General features: G+C 68.3%; 12 protein-coding genes. 7 read left to right on the top strand and 5 right to left on the bottom strand.

Translation table 11 applies throughout. From position 1 onward, the window contains the following. Positions 1 to 94 precede the first annotated feature (94 nt). Positions 95 to 4,609 carry a glutamate synthase large subunit gene (gene gltB, locus ACW179_RS06005; protein ID WP_492063390.1) on the top strand — a complete coding sequence of 1,505 codons (4,515 nt, stop codon included), beginning with the start codon at positions 95 to 97 and terminating at the stop codon, positions 4,607 to 4,609. Between the two features lie 1,208 nt (positions 4,610 to 5,817). On the opposite strand, the gene ACW179_RS06000 is transcribed toward gltB, so the two are convergent. Together ACW179_RS06000 and ACW179_RS05995 are read right to left on the bottom strand one after the other, a co-directional pair. Then, the gene (locus ACW179_RS06000) at positions 5,818 to 7,017 is read right to left on the bottom strand and encodes an IS256 family transposase (protein WP_492059584.1); all 1,200 of its coding nucleotides are present in this window, start codon (positions 7,015 to 7,017) and stop codon (positions 5,818 to 5,820) included. Positions 7,018 to 7,761: 744 nt separating this feature from the next. Beyond that, the gene (locus tag ACW179_RS05995) at positions 7,762 to 8,928 is read right to left on the bottom strand and encodes a citrate/2-methylcitrate synthase (protein WP_492063389.1); all 1,167 of its coding nucleotides are present in this window, start codon (positions 8,926 to 8,928) and stop codon (positions 7,762 to 7,764) included. Positions 8,929 to 9,003: 75 nt separating this feature from the next. Between ACW179_RS05995 and ACW179_RS05990 the strand changes: the two genes are divergently transcribed. The 5 genes from ACW179_RS05990 to queG all read left to right on the top strand — a co-directional run bounded on the left by ACW179_RS05990 (position 9,004) and on the right by queG (position 14,523). Further along, entirely contained in the window at positions 9,004 to 10,101 is a 1,098-nt protein-coding gene (locus ACW179_RS05990; RefSeq protein ID WP_492063388.1) for a citrate synthase/methylcitrate synthase, read from the top strand. A 77-nt stretch (positions 10,102 to 10,178) separates the two neighbouring features. Then, entirely contained in the window at positions 10,179 to 11,108 is a 930-nt protein-coding gene (locus ACW179_RS05985; protein ID WP_492063387.1) for a cation diffusion facilitator family transporter, read from the top strand. A gap of 37 nt (positions 11,109 to 11,145) precedes the next feature. After that, positions 11,146 to 12,603, top strand: a complete 1,458-nt coding sequence (gene rfaE1 / locus ACW179_RS05980; protein WP_492063386.1) for a D-glycero-beta-D-manno-heptose-7-phosphate kinase — start codon at positions 11,146 to 11,148, stop codon at positions 12,601 to 12,603. 122 nt (positions 12,604 to 12,725) lie between these two features. Next, positions 12,726 to 13,412 carry an FtsZ-binding protein FzlA gene (fzlA, locus tag ACW179_RS05975; RefSeq protein ID WP_492063385.1) on the top strand — a complete coding sequence of 229 codons (687 nt, stop codon included), beginning with the start codon at positions 12,726 to 12,728 and terminating at the stop codon, positions 13,410 to 13,412. After that, positions 13,393 to 14,523 (top strand): tRNA epoxyqueuosine(34) reductase QueG, encoded by a 1,131-nt coding sequence (gene queG / locus ACW179_RS05970; protein ID WP_492063384.1) that lies wholly within the window; start codon positions 13,393 to 13,395, stop codon positions 14,521 to 14,523. The genes fzlA and queG overlap by 20 nt, the downstream gene beginning before the upstream one ends. On the opposite strand, the gene ACW179_RS05965 is transcribed toward queG, so the two are convergent. Both ACW179_RS05965 and rfbC read right to left on the bottom strand, forming a co-directional pair. Then, positions 14,520 to 15,407, bottom strand: a complete 888-nt coding sequence (locus ACW179_RS05965) for an alpha/beta fold hydrolase (protein WP_492063383.1) — start codon at positions 15,405 to 15,407, stop codon at positions 14,520 to 14,522. The two genes, queG and ACW179_RS05965, sit on opposite strands and share 4 nt — an antisense overlap. Further along, positions 15,404 to 15,973 (bottom strand): dTDP-4-dehydrorhamnose 3,5-epimerase, encoded by a 570-nt coding sequence (rfbC, locus tag ACW179_RS05960; protein ID WP_492063382.1) that lies wholly within the window; start codon positions 15,971 to 15,973, stop codon positions 15,404 to 15,406. Before rfbC ends, ACW179_RS05965 begins: the two co-directional genes overlap by 4 nt. 33 nt (positions 15,974 to 16,006) lie before the next feature. Here rfbC and ACW179_RS05955 point away from each other — a divergent pair, with 33 nt between their 5' ends. After that, positions 16,007 to 17,047, top strand: a complete 1,041-nt coding sequence (locus tag ACW179_RS05955) for a glycosyltransferase family 2 protein (RefSeq protein ID WP_492063381.1) — start codon at positions 16,007 to 16,009, stop codon at positions 17,045 to 17,047. On the opposite strand, the gene argE is transcribed toward ACW179_RS05955, so the two are convergent. After that, the gene (argE, locus tag ACW179_RS05950; protein ID WP_492063380.1) at positions 17,007 to 18,188 is read right to left on the bottom strand and encodes an acetylornithine deacetylase; all 1,182 of its coding nucleotides are present in this window, start codon (positions 18,186 to 18,188) and stop codon (positions 17,007 to 17,009) included. The two genes, ACW179_RS05955 and argE, sit on opposite strands and share 41 nt — an antisense overlap. Positions 18,189 to 18,351 lie beyond the last annotated feature (163 nt).

Raw genomic sequence — 18,351 nt, 5'->3', positions numbered from 1 at the left:
GTCACACCGGCTTATCCGATCGGATTTTCGACCCCTCATCCGGCGCTTCGCGCCACCTTCTCCCGCATGGGGGGAAGGAACGAGAGACCAGACGATGAGCCAGATCGACCTCTATCTGAAGAACCGCCAGGCCCTGATCGACGGTCACGCCTATGACCCGACCACCGAGCGCGACGCCTGCGGCGTGGGCCTGGTCTGCGCCATCGACGGCACACCGCGCCGCGAAGTGGTCGAACTGGCGATCAAGGCCCTGAAGGCCCTCTGGCACCGCGGCGCGGTCGACGCCGACGGCAAGACCGGCGACGGCGCCGGCATCCTGCTGTCGGTCCCGCAGGACTTCTTCACCGACCAGGTGCGCCGCACCGGCCACGCCCTGCGGGCCGGGGCCATCGCTGTCGGCCAGATCTTCCTGCCGCGCACCGATCTCGGGGCCCAGGAGGCCTGCCGCACGATCGTCGAGGCCGAGGCCCTGCGTTTCGGCTTCTACATCTATGGCTGGCGCCAGGTGCCGGTGAACACCGCCGTGATCGGCGAGAAGGCCAATGCCACCCGTCCGGAAATCGAGCAGATCATGCTGGCCGCCCCGGCCGGCCTGGAAGGCGAGGCGCTGGAGCGCGCCCTGTTCCTGTGCCGCAAGCGGATCGAAAAGCGCGTCCACGCCCAGAACCTGTCGGGCTTCTATATCTGCTCGCTGTCGGCCAAGTCGCTGATCTACAAGGGCATGTTCCTGGCCGAGGCCATCGACGAATTCTATCCCGACCTCAAGGACGAGCGCTTCGCTGCCAATGTGGCGATCTTCCACCAGCGCTATTCGACCAACACCTTCCCCGAATGGCGTCTGGCCCAGCCGTTCCGGATGCTGGCTCACAATGGCGAGATCAACACCATCAAGGGCAACATCAACTGGATGAAGTCCCACGAGATCAAGATGGCCGCCCAGGCCTTCGGCGAGTTCGGGGATGACGTGAAGCCCGTGATCCAGCCGGGCGGGTCCGACTCGGCCTCGCTGGACAACACCTTCGAGGTGCTGGTCCGCGCCGGTCGCGACGCGCCGATGGCCAAGGCCCTGCTGGCGCCGGAAGCCTCGGGTCCCAGCCTGAGCGCCTCGCACCAGGCGCTCTACAGCTATTGCAACGCCGTGATGGAGCCGTGGGACGGCCCCGCCGCCCTGTGCGCCACCGACGGCCGCTGGGTCGTGGCCGGCAAGGACCGCTCGGGCCTGCGTCCGCTGCGCGTGACCTATACCGACGATGGCCTGGTGATCATGGGTTCGGAAGCCGGCATGTGCGGCGTCGCCGAGAGCCGCATCACCCGCAAGCTGGCCATCGCGCCGGGCCGGATGATCGCCATCGACCTGCTGGAAGGCCGCCTCTATGGCGAAGACGAGATCATCGACGAACTGGCCGGCCGCCATCCCTATACGGAATGGCTGGGCAACATGGTCGATCTCGAAAAGGAGATCGCCCCCGGTCCCGAACCCCGCGCCTATGGCCGCGAGGAACTGACCCGCCGCCAGGCCGCCGCGGGCTTCAGCCTCGAAGACCTGGAAATGATCCTCGCCCCCATGGTCGAGGACGGCAAGGAAGCTGTCGGCTCGATGGGCGATGACAGCCCGCTGGCCGTGCTGTCGGAAAAGTATCGCCCGCTCAGCCACTTCTTCCGCCAGAACTTCAGCCAGGTGACCAACCCGCCGATCGATCCGCTGCGGGAAACCAACGTCATGAGCCTGAAAACCAGGTTCAAGAACCTGGGCAACATTCTGGCCCAGGATGCCGCGCAAGCGGATGTGTATGTGCTGCAGAGCCCGGTGCTGACCACCGGCATGTATGTGCGCATCCACGAGCTGCTGGGCGAGAAGAACGTCGCGGTCATCGACTGCACCATGCCCCTGCCCGCCCCCGAGGCCCGGGCCGGCGACGCCCTGCGCGCCAACCTCGACCGCATCCGGGCCGAGGCCGAGGACGCCGTCCTGCGCGGCTGCGGCGCCATCGTCCTGACCGACGAGGCCAGCAATGAGGGCCGCGTCGCCCTGCCGATGATCCTGGCCACCGGCGGCGTTCACGCCCACCTGGTCGGCAAGGGCCTGCGCTCCTACGTCTCGATCATCGTCCGCTCGGCCGAGTGCCTCGACACCCACTATTTCGCGGTGCTGGTCGGGGTGGGGGCCACGGCGGTCAACGCCTATCTGGCCCAGGAAACCTTCCAGGATCGCCTCGAGCGCGGCCTGATCGGCGACAAGACGCTGCGTGACGTGTGCCTGAACTTCAAGGGTGCCATCGAGGCGGGCCTGCTGAAGATCATCTCCAAGATGGGCATCAGCGTCATCTCGTCCTATCGCGGCGGCTACAATTTCGAAGCCGTCGGCCTGTCGCGGGCCCTGGCCGCCGAGTTCTTCCCCGGCATGCCCTCGCGCATCTCGGGCATCGGCCTGGCCGGCATCGAGAGCAAGGCCGTCGAGCTGCACCGCAAGGCCTGGGACAGCGCCGCCGTCACCCTGCCGGTCGGCGGTCTCTACAAGCTGCGCAAGTCGGGCGAGGCCCACGCCTTTGAAGCCCGCCTGATCCACACCCTGCAGAGCGCCTGCGACACTGGCGACTATGAACTCTATCGCCGCTGGTCCAACGGCCTGCGCACCCAGAAGCCGATCCAGCTGCGCGACCTGCTGGACTGGCGCTCGGACCGCAACCCGATCTCGACCGACGACGTCGAGAGCGTCAACGAGATCCGCAAGCGCTTCGTCACGCCCGGCATGAGCCTCGGGGCCCTCGGCCCAGAAGCCCACGGCATGCTGAACATCGCCATGAACCGCATCGGGGCCAAGTCGGTCTCCGGCGAGGGCGGCGAGGACAGCGCCCGCTACAAGCCCCTGCCCAACGGCGACAACCCCAACAGCGCCATCAAGCAGGTGGCCTCGGGTCGGTTTGGCGTCACCGCTGAATATCTGAACCAGTGCGTCGAGCTGGAGATCAAGGTCGCCCAGGGCGCCAAGCCCGGCGAGGGCGGCCAGCTGCCCGGCTTCAAGGTCACCGAGATGATCGCAAGGCTGCGCCACGCGACCCCCGGCGTCATGCTGATCAGCCCGCCGCCGCACCACGATATCTACTCGATCGAAGACCTGGCCCAGCTGATCTATGACCTCAAGCAGATCAACCCGGTCGCCCGGGTGACGGTCAAGCTGGTGGCCATGACCGGTATCGGCGCCATCGCGGCCGGCGTTGCGAAGGCGAAAGCCGACGTGATCCTGGTCGCCGGCGGCGTCGGCGGCACGGGCGCCTCGCCCCAGACCTCGGTGAAATATGCCGGCGGTCCGTGGGAAATGGGCCTGTCGGAGGCCAACCAGGTCCTGACACTCAACAACCTGCGCCACTCTGTCGTCCTGCGGGCCGACGGCGGCATGCGCACGGGTCGTGACATCGTCATCGCCGCCATGCTGGGGGCCGAGGAGTTCGGCATCGGCACTGCCTCCCTGGTGGCCATGGGCTGCATCATGGTGCGCCAGTGCCATTCCAACACCTGCCCGGTGGGGGTCTGCACCCAGGACGAGGCCCTGCGCGCCAAGTTCACCGGCACGCCGGAAAAGGTCATCAACCTGTTCAGCTTCATCGCTGAAGAGGTCCGCGAGATCCTGGCCGGGCTGGGCTTCAAGAGCCTGCAGGAAATCGTCGGCCGCACCGACCTGCTGGCCCAGGTCAGCCGGGGCGGCGAGCACCTCGACGACCTCGACCTCAACCCCCTGCTGGTTCGCGCCGATCCCGGCCAGAACAAGCCCTACAACACCGTGGTCGGCCGCAATGAAGTGCCCGACACACTCGACGCCCAGATCGTCCGCGACGCCGCGCCCCTGCTGGAACGCGGCGAGAAGATGCAGCTGACCTATACGGTTCGCAGCACCGCCCGCTCGATCGGCTCGCGCACCTCCAGCCATATCGTGCGCAAGTTCGGCATGAAGGGCCTGCCCGCCGGCCACCTGACCGTTCAGCTCAAGGGTTCGGCCGGCCAGAGCCTGGGGGCCTTCGCGGTCCAGGGCCTGCGCATCGAACTGACCGGCGAGGCCAATGACTATGTCGGCAAGGGCCTGTCGGGTGCCACCATCGTCATCAAGCCCTCGCGCCATCTGGCGGCCCCGGAAAGCAACGCCCTCTTGGGCAACACCGTGCTGTTCGGCGCCACCTCGGGCCGACTGTTCGCGGCAGGGCAGGCCGGTGAGCGCTTCGCGGTCCGTAACTCGGGCGCCACCACGGTGGTCGAGGGCTGCGGTGCCAATGGCTGCGAATACATGACCGGCGGCCAGGTGGTGATCCTGGGCCCGACGGGCGGCAACTTCGGGGCCGGCATGACCGGTGGAATGGCCTTCGTCCTCGACCAGCACAGCCGGTTCGAGGCGCGGATCAACCCCGAGAGCATCGTCGTCCAGCGCCTGGCCTCGCCCTATTGGGAAGGCGTGCTGAGGTCGCTGGTCGCCGAACATGCTCGCGAAACCGACTCGGCCTTCGCAGGGTCCTTGCTGCGCGACTGGGACCGGGTGCGCGACCTGTTCTGGCAGGTGTGCCCCAAGGAGATGGTCAGCCGTCTGCCGCAGCCGCTGGTGGCGGAAGAGGTCGCGGCCTAGGCACTCGTGAGCGCGGAGGACTGGCCCCCTCCGCGCTTCGCGCTCCTCCCCCGGAGGGGGAAGATGAAGAGGCGCGGATCCCATCTTCCCCCTCCGGGGGAAGACGACCGCTATAGCGGTCCGTAGGGGGCAAGTCTGGCGGACACGGCTTCGCCGCCTCACGCGGATCGCCGCTGAAGGTGTGGGAAGGGTCGCGGAGCGTCCGGGCCTCGCCCGGAGGATAGGATAGTTGAATACCGTTTCGACGAAGACGAACGCTCCGCGCAGCCGTTATCCGGTGAGCCCTCGGGGCGCGGGGTTTTAACCCGCTTCCGACGTTAGGCCCCCGACGGGTGGAGGGGATAGCGACCCCGTCCAGACCGCATGGGCGATTTCAGCCCATGCCTGTTGCGCATCGTGCGGGCGTCGCCAAAGAGCGTTCCCGGCGGTCCCGGTCCGGCTTCAACGCGTCCGGCCCCCGCAAGGACCGATCCGCTCCACCAGACCCTGCCGGGCCTTCAGACGACGGCCGACGGGCGCTTCCCGCTCGACCACCCCTGACAGCCGCAACGGTCGCCGTACGTGCGCCCTTCCCGTGCTGTCAGGTGAGATTGAGTATGGGGGTGGTTTGAGCGCCGAGGATTGGCGCGATCAAGTTTTTTACAGGTTATTGATTAGGCTGGGGTTTGTTCTGGGAAGAACGGGGATGGAGGGCGTTCAATCCCCTCAAGTCCTCCCCCTAGCGGGGGAGGTGTCGGCCCCTTCGGGCCGACGGAGGGGGAAGTGCTGCTGACGCCTTGCGGTCTTCCCCCACCGGCCTCCGGCCGCCTCCCCCTTCAGGGGGAGGACTTGGGAGCGCGCGTCCCGCCCCCCCTTCGCGCCGAAGGGAGCCATCCTTAAATCTCACGGCGAGACGATCGCTGGTCTGGAAAGGTCACTCAAGCACGACGCTGCGCGTCGCCGCGACGCGGCCGCCGAAGGCGGTGTCGGCGGACTGACCTTTCCAGACCAGCACGCTGCAGCCTCCAAGAGATTTAGGGATGAGCGGGACGCTGTGCGTCCGTTTGTCGGAGGGAAGGCAAAGCATGCTTTCACACCCTAGTCGGACCTTCGGGTTCTGCCCAACAGGACTTCGTAGGCATCGCGTTCGCTCAGGCGTGGGTCGTGTCCCATCGCGTGGTGTAACTGCGTCGGCGTGATCACCGCGCTCTCCGGCTGAGCCGGATTGGTCAGGCCGCCATGATGGGCAGGCTGACGATGGGATCATCGCTCAAGGGAGCGACACTTTCCAGGGTCATGTAGCGGCATCGTTGGACGGCCCATTCGTCGTTCTGCTCGAGCAGAATGGCGCCGACGAGCCGGATGATGGCGGCCTCGTTGGGGAAGATGCCTACGACCTCTGTCCGGCGTTTGATCTCGCCATTGAGCCGCTCCAGGGAGTTTGTGGAGTGCAACTTGGTGCGGTGGGCGGCGGGGAAGGTCATGTAGGCCAGGACATCGGTCTCGGCCTGGTCGAGGAAGCCGGCCAGCTTGGGGAGTTTGGGCCGCAGTTGGTCGGCGACGCCGCGCCATTGGGTCTTGGCGGCCTGGGCGTCGTCCTGGGCGAAGGCCGTGCCGATGAAGGCCGAGACCATGGCGCGACCGCTCTTGCCGGCGTGAGCCATGACATTGCGCATGAAGTGGACGCGGCAACGCTGCCAAGTGCAGTTCATGATTTTGGAGACCGACGCCTTGATACCCTCGTGGGCGTCGGAGGTCACCAGCTTGACGCCCCGCAGGCCGCGCCGGGCCAGGCTTCTGAGGAAGTCCGTCCAGAACGTCTCGGCCTCGGAAGGGCCCACCGCCAGGCCCAGCACCTCGCGCCGGCCATCGGCGTTGACGCCCACGGCGACGATGACGGCCTTGGACACGATACGCCCGGCGGTGCGGTCTTTCACATAGGTGGCGTCGATCCACAGGTAGGGCCAGTCGCCCTCGATCGGCCGGGTCAGGAAGGCCTGGACGCGCTCGTCGATCTCCTCGCAGAGCCGCGAGACCTGGCTCTTGGAGATGCCGCTCATGCCCATCGCCTTGACCAGGTCATCCACCGAGCGGGTCGAGATCCCCTGGATGTAGGCCTCCTGGATCACCGCGGTCAGTGCCTTCTCGGCCAGCCGCCGCGGCTCCAAGAAGCCCGGAAAGTAGGAGCCCTTGCGAAGCTTTGGGATCCGTAGTTCCACCGTGCCCGCCCGCGTCTCCCAGTCGCGATCGCGGTAGCCGTTGCGCTGCGCCAGCCGCTCGGGGCTCTTCTCGCCGTGCGCAGCCCCAGTCAGGCCGCCCACCTCCAGCTCCATAAGGCGTTGGGCGGCGAACCCGATCATCTCGCGTAGAAAATCGCTGTCGCCGCTCTTCTCCATCAGCCCGCGAAGGGCGATTGTGTCTTCGGTCATCTTCGGTCCTTGGTTCAGGTTGAGCTTCGCAACCCAACCCTACCGAAGATCGTGGATGACCACCGCTACGCCGCTCGCTCGCTACGGCGCCATGGGGAAGGCGCGCGTCGCGAGCGGCTACGCTATCGCCAACGAGCTACACCACGTCCCGGGACACGACCCAGGCGTGCTCGTTGTGCTTCAGCATCGCTCACCTCAATCCGTCTGGTACGGCTTGCCGAACGCCCATCATCGAACTCGATAAAGAACCTTCCACCTTCCAGAAAAATGTCGATCCCGAAGCCAGAGAATATTTTTGCCATCGTGCCGCACTCCCTTCGATCACTTTGTGGAAACCCACCCTGAGCTGACATTGATCTCGCGTCGACCTCGGGCGAAAGTTGAACCTGTTCGGGGGCTTGCCGTGTCGAGACGTTATCTGACCATCGAGATGCTGTTCGGGTATCCGGCGGCCTCAAACATCCTCTACGAGTGCGGGGTTTGCGGCGACAGCGTGCCATCGCGGCCTGAAAACGCAACCGCCTGCTCCTGCCGCAACATAGTGGTAGATGCCGATGCGGGGCGCGCCTCCGTAAAGAACAAAGGAAAGTTTAGAGCCTACCGAGAGCGCTAGTCGCGATGCGAGCTTAGTTGGCCGGTCGCTCCGCGTACCGGCAGCTTCCCACCCTTCTCAGATCTTCAGCCCGTCCGCTTTCGGCGCCTTCACCCTTTGCATCCCCACCCCCGCCGTCTTCAATCCCAACCTCAACCCCCGCCGCCCTCTACCACCAGCGCCTCGCCCACATACCGCGCCCTCGGCCGGATCAGGCGCCCCGTCTGACCCTGCTCAATCGCATGGGCCAGCCACCCCGCCGTGCGGGCCACGGCGAACAGGATGAAGGGGGCGTCGGCCGGCAGGGTGAGCGCCCGCGACAGGCCAACCAGGGCCAGATCGATATTGGGCAGGAGACCGGTCGCGGCCTCGGTCTCCCGTCGCAGATCGACCAGCAGCGCCGGCGGCGTGAACGCCCCCAGCAAGGCCCGCGCCCTCGGATCGCCGTCCGGATAGAGCGGATGCCCAAAGCCCGGCATCGATGATCCCTGCGCCAGGCGCGCGCTCACGGCCTTGGCGGCGCCCGTCCGATCGGCCTCGGCGACGAAGGCCTCGACCCGCGCAGCCATACCGCCGTGCAGCGGTCCCGAAAGGGCGCAAAGCCCCGCCAAAGCCGCCGCCGACAGCGACGCCCCCGTCGAGGCCGCGACCCGCGCCGCGAAGGTCGAGGCGTTCAGCTCGTGATCGGCCAGCAGCACCAGCGCCATGCGCAGCACGTCAGCACCCGCTGCATCGACGCCCCAGGCCCTGGCCAGACGCTGATGCGCCGGCCCTTCGGTGTTCGCGCCCGCCGCCGCATCGACCACCTGGTCCAGTAGGGCCGCCGCTTCCAGGGCCAGGGCGAGCGGCGCACGGCCCCGGGCCGGAGCTTCCTGACCGGCCCGGAGGGCTAGGGTCGTGAACAGCCGGGCCCGCGCCGTGTCTCCGGCCACCACCGCGCCGGTCCGCGCCCCTTTCAGGGCCGCGCCGTGACCGCCACGCAGCAGCCGCGCCGTCTGCTCCAGCGTGTGATCCCTCGCCAGCACCGCTGCGTCGCGGCCGCGATACCAGAGCCGGCCGCCCGCCACAGTGGTGATGGCCGAGGCCAGCACCGGCTCGCCCCAGGCGATGGCCTCGGCGGCAACATCGGCGGCGCGCCGACCCCTCGCCTTGCGCTGGGCCAGGGCCGCCACGTCAGAGGCGCGATAGAGGCTGCGGCGCGGGTCGTGCGGATGGGCGGCGGCCTCGATCCGGCCCCGGCTGACATAGGCGTAGAGGGTCTGGGGCCGGATCCCCAGCCGTTCCAGCACCTGTTCCGCATCCAGCCAGTCACTCGCCATATAGATTGATTATATTGATCAAGATTGACGATCAAGGTTTGGCAGCGCGAATTGCCCGGCGAAAGGAGACCTCCAATGTCGCAAGGTCTTGCCCAGGGGCTGGAAGGCGTGATCGCCGCCCATACCGTTCTGTCCGATGTCGATGGCGCCCACGGCCGGCTGGTCATTCGCGGCTATGCCGTCGAGGATCTGGCCGGCGCCGTCCGCTTCGAGGACGCCGCTCACCTGCTGTTCGACGGCTTCTTCGATGACCTGCCGGCCGATCTGGCCCCGGCCCTGGGCGCGGCCCGGGTCGAGGTGTTCGCGCAGGTCGGGGCGCTGGACGAGGGCCTGGCCAAGCGCGATCCGGTCGAGGCGATGCGCGCCCTGCTGGCCCGTCTGCCCGACGGCGATGACCTGGCCACCGCCCTGCTGCTGCTGGCCGCCCCGGCCGTCTTCACCCCCGCCGTGCTGCGCGTCGCCGCCGGACAGGCGCCGGTCGCCCCCGATCCGGCCCTGTCGCACGCCGCCGACATCCTGCGGATGACCCGGAGCCAGCCGGCCAGCGACGCAGAAACCCGGGCGCTGGACGCCTATCTCGTCACCGTCTGCGACCATGGCCTCAACGCCTCGACCTTCGCAGCCCGGGTCATCGCCTCGACCCGCGCGGGCCTGACCTCGGCGGTGCTGGGCGGGCTGTCGGCCCTGAAGGGCCCGCTGCACGGCGGCGCGCCGGGTCCGGTAATCGACATGCTGGACGCCATTGGAACCCCGGAAAATGCTCGCCCCTGGCTTGAAAAAGCCCTGGCGCGCGGCGACCGGCTGATGGGTTTTGGCCACCGCATCTATCGCGTCCGCGATCCCCGCGCCGACGCCCTGAAGGCTGCCGTGCGCCGGCTGTCGGACGCCGCCGGAGCCCTGCCCGGCCGGGTCGCCTTCGCCGAGGCCGTCGAGCAGGCGGCCCTGCAGATCCTGCGCGAGCGCAAGCCCGACCGGCCGCTGGACACCAATGTCGAGTTCTACACCGCCCTGCTGCTGGAAGCCCTGGGCCTGCCCCCGTTCAGCTTCACCTGCATCTTCGCCATGGGTCGCACGGCCGGCTGGATCGCCCATGCCCGCGAGCAAGTGGCCGGCGGCAAGCTGATCCGGCCGCAGTCGGTCTATGTCGGACCGGGGGTGCGGGAAGCGGCCTGACGCTCGACACCTTCGAGAACGACTCGCGCGAGTCGTTCTCGCTGGGGCGAGGCGCCTCCGCTTGTTAAGGAAGCGCCATGACCCTGTCCGCCCTCTCGCCCGAAACCCAGGCCCTGACCCGCCGCGTCACCGCCCTGTCGGTGGCGGTGGCGGCGGTGCTGATCGTGGTCAAGACCCTGGCCTGGCTGGCCAGCGGCTCGGTGGCGATGCTGGCCTCACTGTCGGACTCGGGCCTGGATCTGGTCGCCTCGCTGATCACCTTCTTCGCGGTGCGCTACGCGGCCGAGCCGCCGGATGCCGAGCACCGCTTCGGGCACGGCAAGGCCGAGGCTTTCTCAAGCTTGATGCAGGGCGGCCTGGTGTTCGCTTCCGGGGCCCTGATCGGTCAGGAAGCCATCCGCGCCATGCTGAACCCTCGCCCGGTCGAGCAGGGCCTGATCGCCATGGCGGTGATGGGGGTCTCCATCGTCTTGACCCTGGGCCTGATCATCGCCCAGTCGAAGGTGCTGAAATCGACCGGCTCGATCGCCGTCTCCGGCGACCGGGCCCACTACGCCGCCGACCTCGGCTCCAACGCCGTGGCCCTGATCGGGATCGGCGCGGCCTCGTGGCTGGGTCTCTACTGGATCGACGCCGCCGCGGGTCTGATCGTCGCCCTGTGGCTGATCTGGGGCGCGATCGGCGTGTTCCGCGAGGCCTCGCACCAGCTGATGGACCGCGAACTGCCCGAAGAAGACCGCCGGCGGATCATTGCCCTGGCAAGCGAAGACCCACGCCTGCTGGGGATCCACCAGCTGCGCACCCGCGCCTCAGGCCCCTATGTGCACATGCAGATGCATGCCGACCTGGAGGCCGGCATCTCGCTGGCCGAGGCCCATGCGATCATGGTGGCAGCCGAAAACCGGCTGCTGGAAGCCTTTCCGGCCGCCGATATCATCATTCACCCCGACCCGCGCGGCAAGGCCGAGAGCCATGGCGGGCTGTTCGCAGAAGCCCATCACGGCTAGTAAGCGCCGGACCTTCTCAGACACGAGCCGCCGCTTCATGGACGACACCCTGGCCCAACTGCCCCACGCCTTCGCCGGCAAGACCGTGCTGGTGCTGGGTGACGTGATGCTGGACCGCTTCATCTATGGCGCGGTCGAGCGGATCTCGCCCGAGGCGCCGGTGCCGGTGATCGCCGTCGAGCGCGAGATGGCCATGCTGGGCGGGGCCGGCAATGTGGCACGCAATGTCGCGGCCCTGGGGGGCCGGGCTGTGCTGATCGGCCTGATCGGCAACGACGACGCCGGCCGCGCCCTGACCGCCATGCTGCAGGACGAAGCCGGGCTGGACGCCGAGCTCGTCATCGATCCCGCGCGCCGCACCACCGAAAAGGTCCGCTACATTTCCGGCTCGCACCAGATGCTGCGGGTGGACCGCGAGGATCGCGGCCCTGCCGAGCCCGGTGCCTTACTGACCGCCTTCAACCGCCGCCTGGCGGCTGCCGACGTCGTGGTGCTGTCCGACTATGCCAAGGGCGTGCTGACCGACGCCGTGACCCGCGCCGCCATCGATGCGGCCCGCGCCGCCGGCAAGCCCGTCATCGTCGACCCCAAGAGCCGCGACCTGGCCCGCTATGACGGCGCGACCCTGGTCAAGCCCAATCGCAAGGAAGCCGCCGAGGCGACGGGCGTCAGCGGTGCCAGCGACGAAGCCTCCGAAGAGGCCGGGGCCGCCATCCTGGCCCAGGCCCCCGGCCTGGCTGCCGCCCTGATCACCCGGGGCGGGGCGGGCATGACGCTGAACGTGCGCGGCGAGGCGCCGGTCCACCTGCCGGCCACCGCCGTGGAGGTGTTCGACGTCTCCGGGGCCGGCGACACCGTGGCCGCGACCCTGGCCCTGGCCCTGGCGGCCGGTGCCTCGCTCAGCAACGCCGCGCGACTGGCCAATCTGGCGGCCGGCCTCGTCGTGGCTAAGCTGGGCACCGATGTGGTCACCGCCGCCGAACTGACCGCCCTGGCCCGCTCTGCCGCCGGCCAGCCGGCCGAGGTCAAGGTCGCGGGTCTCGATCAGGCCCGCGACATCGTCGCCGGCTGGCGAGCGCGTGGCCTGAAAGTGGGCTTCACCAACGGCTGCTTTGACCTGCTGCACCCCGGCCACGTCTCGCTGCTGGATCAGGCCAGGGCCGCCTGCGACCGGCTGATCGTCGGCCTCAATACCGACGCCTCGGTCTCCAAGCTGAAAGGCCCCACCCGCCCCGTGCAAAAGGAAACCGGCCGCGCCACGGTGCTGGCCTCGCTGTCGTCGGTGGATCTGGTGGTGCTGTTTGGCGAGGACACGCCTCTGAACCTGATCGAGGCCTTCCGGCCCGACGTGCTGGTCAAGGGCGCCGACTATACGGTCGAGACTGTGGTCGGCGCCGACCTCGTGCTGGGCTATGGCGGCCGGGTCGTGCTGGCCGATCTGAAGGCGGGCCAGAGCACCACCGCCCTGATAGGTCGGATGAACGCCACGCAATAGCCGTCGAACCCGGCCAAAACGTCGCGCCGGGCCCGGTCTCCCCAGTGTGACCAGCGTTCAGCAATCTCTTGTTAAACAAACCGGCGCATCGATCTGATGATGCAGCCTGAATGCGCGTGGGCATGAGCGTCGAGCGAACCCTTCACCATTTCCCCCTGGACCCCGCCTCGCGGCAGGTGCGCCTGGCCTTGGGCGAAAAGCGTCTGGCCTTCACCGAGGTTCAGGTTCGCTATTGGGAAGGCGCGCCGGAATTCCTGGCCCTCAACCCGTCGGGCGTGACCCCGGTACTGGTCGAGATCCGCAACGAGCGCAAGACCATCGTCTGCGAGACCCGCGCCATCCTCGAGCATATCGAGGAACAGGAGCCCGAACCGGCCCTGCTGGGCCGTGAGGCCGGCGACCGCGCCGAGGCCCGCCGGCTGCTGCAATGGTTCGACCGCAAGTTCGACAACGAGGTCAATGGCTTCCTGCTGCACGAGAAGATGGAGAAGCGCCTGCTGCGGCTGGGCGCACCGGACCTCTCGGCCCTGCGGCGCGGCCGCGACGCCCTGCGCCAGCACATGGCCTATGTCGACAGCCTGCTGCAGACCCGCGACTGGCTGGCCGGCCGCCGCATGAGCCTGGCCGACTTCGCCGCCGCCGCCCACCTGTCGGTGATCGACTATTTCGGCGACGTGCCGTGGAAGGACTTCCCGGCGGCCAAGACCTGGTACATGAAGCTGAAGTCGAGGCCGTGCTTCCGGCCGATCCTGGCCGACCGCTGGCCCGGCCTCGCGCCGGCCGGCCACTATGACGACCTCGATTTCTGACACCTCCCCCGAAAGCCTGAAGGCAGAGATCCGCGCCGAGGCCCTGCGCCTGGGCTTCTCGTCCTGCGGCTTTGCCGACGCGGCCGCCGCCTGGCCCAACAGCGCCTGGCTGGCCGATTTCGTGGCCGAGGGCTTCCACGGCGAGATGGGCTGGATGGAAGAGACCCTGGAGCGTCGCAGCCATCCCACCGCCATGTGGACCGACGCGAAATCGGCTGTGGTGCTGGGCCTGAACTATGGCCCCGAGCACGACCCGCTGGCCGCCCTGGAGCACACGGACCGGGCCGCCATCTCGGTCTATGCCCAGGGCGACGACTATCACGAGGTGGTCAAGAAGCGGCTGAAGCTGCTGGCCGGCTGGATGCACCGCCGCTTCGGTCACGAGGTGAAGGTGTTCGTCGATACCGCCCCCCTGATGGAAAAGCCCCTGGCCCAGCGCGCCGGTCTGGGCTGGCAGGGCAAGCACACCAACCTGGTCTCGCGGTCTCTGGGCTCGTGGTTCTTTCTCGGTTCGGTGCTGACCACCCTGCCCCTGCCGCCCGACGCCGCCGAGGTGGATCATTGCGGCTCGTGCCGCGCCTGCCTGGACATCTGTCCGACCAACGCCTTTCCGGCCCCCCACCGGCTGGATGCGCGGCGCTGCATCTCTTACCTGACCATCGAGCTGGCCGGCCCGATCCCGGTCGAGTTCCGCCCCGCCCTGGGCAACCGCATCTATGGCTGCGACGACTGCCTGGCCGTATGCCCGTGGAACAAGTTCGCCCAGGTGTCCGGCGAAGTGAAGTTTCACGCCCGCGACAGCCTGAAAAGCCCGCGGCTGGCGGATCTGGCGCAGCTGGACGACCCTGCGTTCCGCGCCCTGTTCTCGAAAAGCCCGATCAAGCGCATCGGCCGCGACCGCTTTGTCCGCAACGTGCTCTACGCCATCGGCAACAGCGGTGAGGTGGGCCTGATGGACGTGGTCGAGCCGCTGCTGGCCGATCCTTCGCCGGTCGTACGGGGCGCAGCGGTGTGGGCGGTGCGGCAGCTGGTGCCCGAGCGGATCGAGAGCCTGCGGGCGAGCTTTCCAGAGACCGATCCCGGGGTCCTGGCCGAGTGGGCAACGCCCTAGGGCGCGCTGTCCAGCAGGTCGGCGATAGCCGCCCAGGCCTCGGGTTCGGTCAGCATCGGCGCATGGCCCACGCCCGGAACCTCGGCCACCGTCATCTCCGGCGCGACCGCCTGCATACGCTCGACAATCGGCAGATCGACCAGGTCGGAGATCGCGCCACGCACCAGCAGCACCGGGCGGTCCTTGGTCAGGGCGCGAAACAGCGGATACATGTCGGGTGGCAGGGCCGAGGCGCCGTCCTTCTGGGCGGCGGCGGCGGCCTTGATCGGTGCCGAGATGTCCGGGTCACAGGCCAGCACGAAGCCGCCGTCGGTCTCGTCGAACAGGCGGCGGGTGAAGCGGTCCCAGTCGGCGTCGCCATAGGCGGGGAAGGCCGCTTCATTGATCGCGCGGGCATAGCCGACCGCCTCGGCCCAGGTCTCGAACCGGCTGGCGCCGCCGGCATAGGCGGCGATGCGGGCCAGACCCACAGGCGAGAGTTCGGGCCCGACGTCATTGAGCACGGCGCCGGCGATCGCCTGCGGCCTGAAAGCGGCCAGGACCAGGGTGATCAGCCCGCCCATGCTGGTGCCGATGAAGACGGCGCGATCAATCCCCGTCGCGTCCAGCAGGGCGCTGATGTCGCCGGCATAGGTTCCCGGATGATAGTTCAGCGGTTGCGGATCGCGCGCCGACAGGCCCCGACCGCGCACATCCACCGCCAGAACCCGCCGCCCCCTGGCCGCGATCAGCGGCGCCAGGTCCTCGAAATCCCGGGCGTTGCGGGTCAGGCCGTGAATGCAGATCACCGGCAGACCCGTCGCTTCGCCAATTGGCGCGTAGTCCCGGGCGTGCAGCGGCAGGCCTTCGCCCGAGGTCCAGTAGAGGTCGGTGAAGCCGGTCATCGCATGCCGTAGGTGAAGGGTGAATCGAGATCGCCCAGCAGGGTGGCCGCCTCGTCGCGCGCATTGGCGCCGATCTCGCTATTGGGGAGTGTCCAGTCGATGCCGATGGCCGGATCGTTCCAGCGCACTGCGCCTTCAAACTCGGGCGCGTAGTAGTCGGTGACCTTGTAGAGCACCTCGCACGCGTCGGTCAGGGTCGTGTAGCCGTGGGCGAAGCCCTTGGGCACCAGCAGCTGCTGGTGGTTCTCAGCCGACAGTTCTGCCCCCACCCATTGACCGTAGGTCGGCGAGCCCTTGCGGATATCGACCGCCACGTCATAGATCGCGCCGACCGTGCAGCGCAGCAGCTTGTCCTGGGCCTTGGGCGGACGCTGAAAGTGCAGGCCACGCTGGATGCCCCGCCTGGTCGAACGCACGTGGTTGTCCTGCACGAACTGGCCGCCCGTGAATCCGGCTTCGTCCAGGGCCGACTGGCGGAAGGTCTCCGAAAACCAGCCGCGCTCGTCGCCATGACGGGCGGGCGTGATAAGCAGGACCTCGGGAATCGCCAGGGGCGTGATTTTCATGACGGGAACCCTGCTGGAATGAGCCGACCACCGATGCCGCCTGTGACGCAGGATGACAAGCCCGTCCCGACGGTCAGTGTGATCATCGTCGCGTACCAGAGCGGCCCGACTCTGGAGCGTTGTCTGGCCGGGCTGAAGGCCCAGACCTTCAGCGACTTCGAGGTCATCCTGATCGACAACGCCTCGACCGATGGGGCAGCGCAGGCGGCGGCGGCCGCAGACCCCTCCCTGATCTTCATCGAGCCGGGCGAGAATCTCGGCTTTGCAGTGGGCAACAACCTGGCGGCGGGACGGGCGCGAGGTCGCTGGCTGGCCTTGCTCAATCCCGACGCCTATCCCGAGCCGGACTGGCTGGCGGCCCTGGTCGATGGCGCGGCGCGCCACCCTGGCGTGGAGAGCTTCGCCTCGTTGCAGACCACGGTCGAGGACCCCGGACTGCTGGACGGGGCCGGTGACAACATGACTTCGGCGGGCATCCCGTTCCGGGGCGGCTATCGGCGCCGCCTTCCATCGTCGTTGCGCGAGGGTGAGGTGTTCTCGGCCTGTGGCGCGGCGATGTTCATCGACAGGGCCCTGTTCCTGGCGCTGGGCGGCTTCGATGCGCGGTTCTTCTGCTATTGCGAGGACGTCGATCTGGGCTACCGCCTGCGCCTGACCGGCCGGCAGACCCGGCTCTTGCCCAAGGCCCGCGTGGCCCATGTCGGCTCGGCCAGCACCGGGGTGCGCTCGGAGTTCGCCATCTTCCACGGCTCACGCAATCGGGTCTGGACCTTCGTGAAGAACACCCCGCCGGTGTTGCTGTGGCTGACCACGCCGCTGCACGTGGCGGTGACCGCGGCGCTGCTGCTTCTGCACCTGCGCCGGGGCGACGCCGCGCCGGTGGTGCGGGGCATTGGCGCGGCGCTTGAGCGCAACGCCCTGGCCGCCGTGCTGGCCGACCGCCGCGCCGTGCAGGCGACCCGCAGGGTCGGCTCGCTGGCCATTTTGCGGGTGATGTCGATTGATCCGGCCGCCTTCATCGGGCGACGGTTCATCATCCGTAAGCCGAAAGATCCTCGACCAACCGCGCCATGAAGGCCGCGCCGCGCTGCATCTGACTGATCTCGACAAACTCGTCGGGCTGGTGGGCCTGGTCGATGGAGCCAGGACCGCAGATCACGGTGGAGAAGCCTGCCCCCTGGAACTGCCCCGCCTCGGCGGCATAGGGCACGACGCGGGACGGGCCGTTGTCGCCGGCCATGCGGCGGGCGAAGGCCTCGGCGGCGCCGTCAGTCTCGGGTGCAAAGGACGGCGTCAGCGAGCGGCGCTCGACCCTAACCCCCGCCTCGGGCGCGCGGGCCTTCAGCTCGGCGTCCATCGCCGTCGCCGCCGCGAAGAACCCGGCCAGGATCGCCACGGGATCCAGCCCAGGCGGTGTCCGCAGGTCGAAGATGAACACGCATTCGCGGGCCAGGATATTGACCGCCGTGCCGCCATTGACCTGACCGATGGTCAGGGTCGCGCCCTTGGGGGTGAACGGCGAGGCGGGATCGGCCTCGCGGGCCAGTTTTTCCGAAAGCTCAACCAGCCCGGCCATCAGCTTGATCGCCGCCATATTGGCCGACACGCCCAGATGGGTCAGGCTGGAATGGGCCTCGCGGCCCGAAACGGTGACGCGGAAACTGGCTATGCCCTTGTGGCCGTTGACGGCGACCATGTCGGTGGGTTCGCCCACGACCACAAGGGCAGGACGCGGCAGGTCGCGGGCGATCACTGCGATCATGTCCGGCGCGCCCAGGCAGCCGACCTCCTCGTCATAGGACAGGGCCAGGTGAACGGGTTTGCTCAGCGTCGCGGCCGCCAGGTCCGGCGCGGCGGCCAGGGCCAGGGCCAGGAAGCCCTTCATGTCGCAGGTTCCCCGGCCATAGAGCCGGCCGTCCTTCTCGGTCAGCACAAACGGATCGGTGGACCAGGGCTGTCCATCAACCGGCACCACGTCGGTATGGCCCGACAGCACCACCCCGCCCGGAACCGCCGGGCCGATGGTGGCGATCAGGTTGCTCTTGGTCCCATCGACATTGGGCACCCGCCGCGAGGCCACGCCCAGAGCAGACAGATAGGCCTCGACCCATTCGATCAGGGCCAGGTTGGACAGGCGCGAGGTGGTGTCGAACGCCACCAGCCTGGCCAGAATGTCGATCGCGCGCGCGGAAAGCGCTTCGGAAGAGGATGCCATGACCCCAGCCTAGCGCCGTTTTCCCGGCCTCGCCTAGATGGCCCCCTGGAGATCGTCCGGCCGGGCGAGGCGGAAGGCACGAACGTGCCTAAACCCGGTGGATTTCTGCCGTCTCAGAGCGATTTCATGCGCGGAGCGCGTGGCGAGGCGCTTTTCTTCCACC

This window comes from Caulobacter sp. AVps18, assembly GCF_058681425.1.
This window is presented reverse-complemented; position numbering and strand designations above follow the sequence as displayed.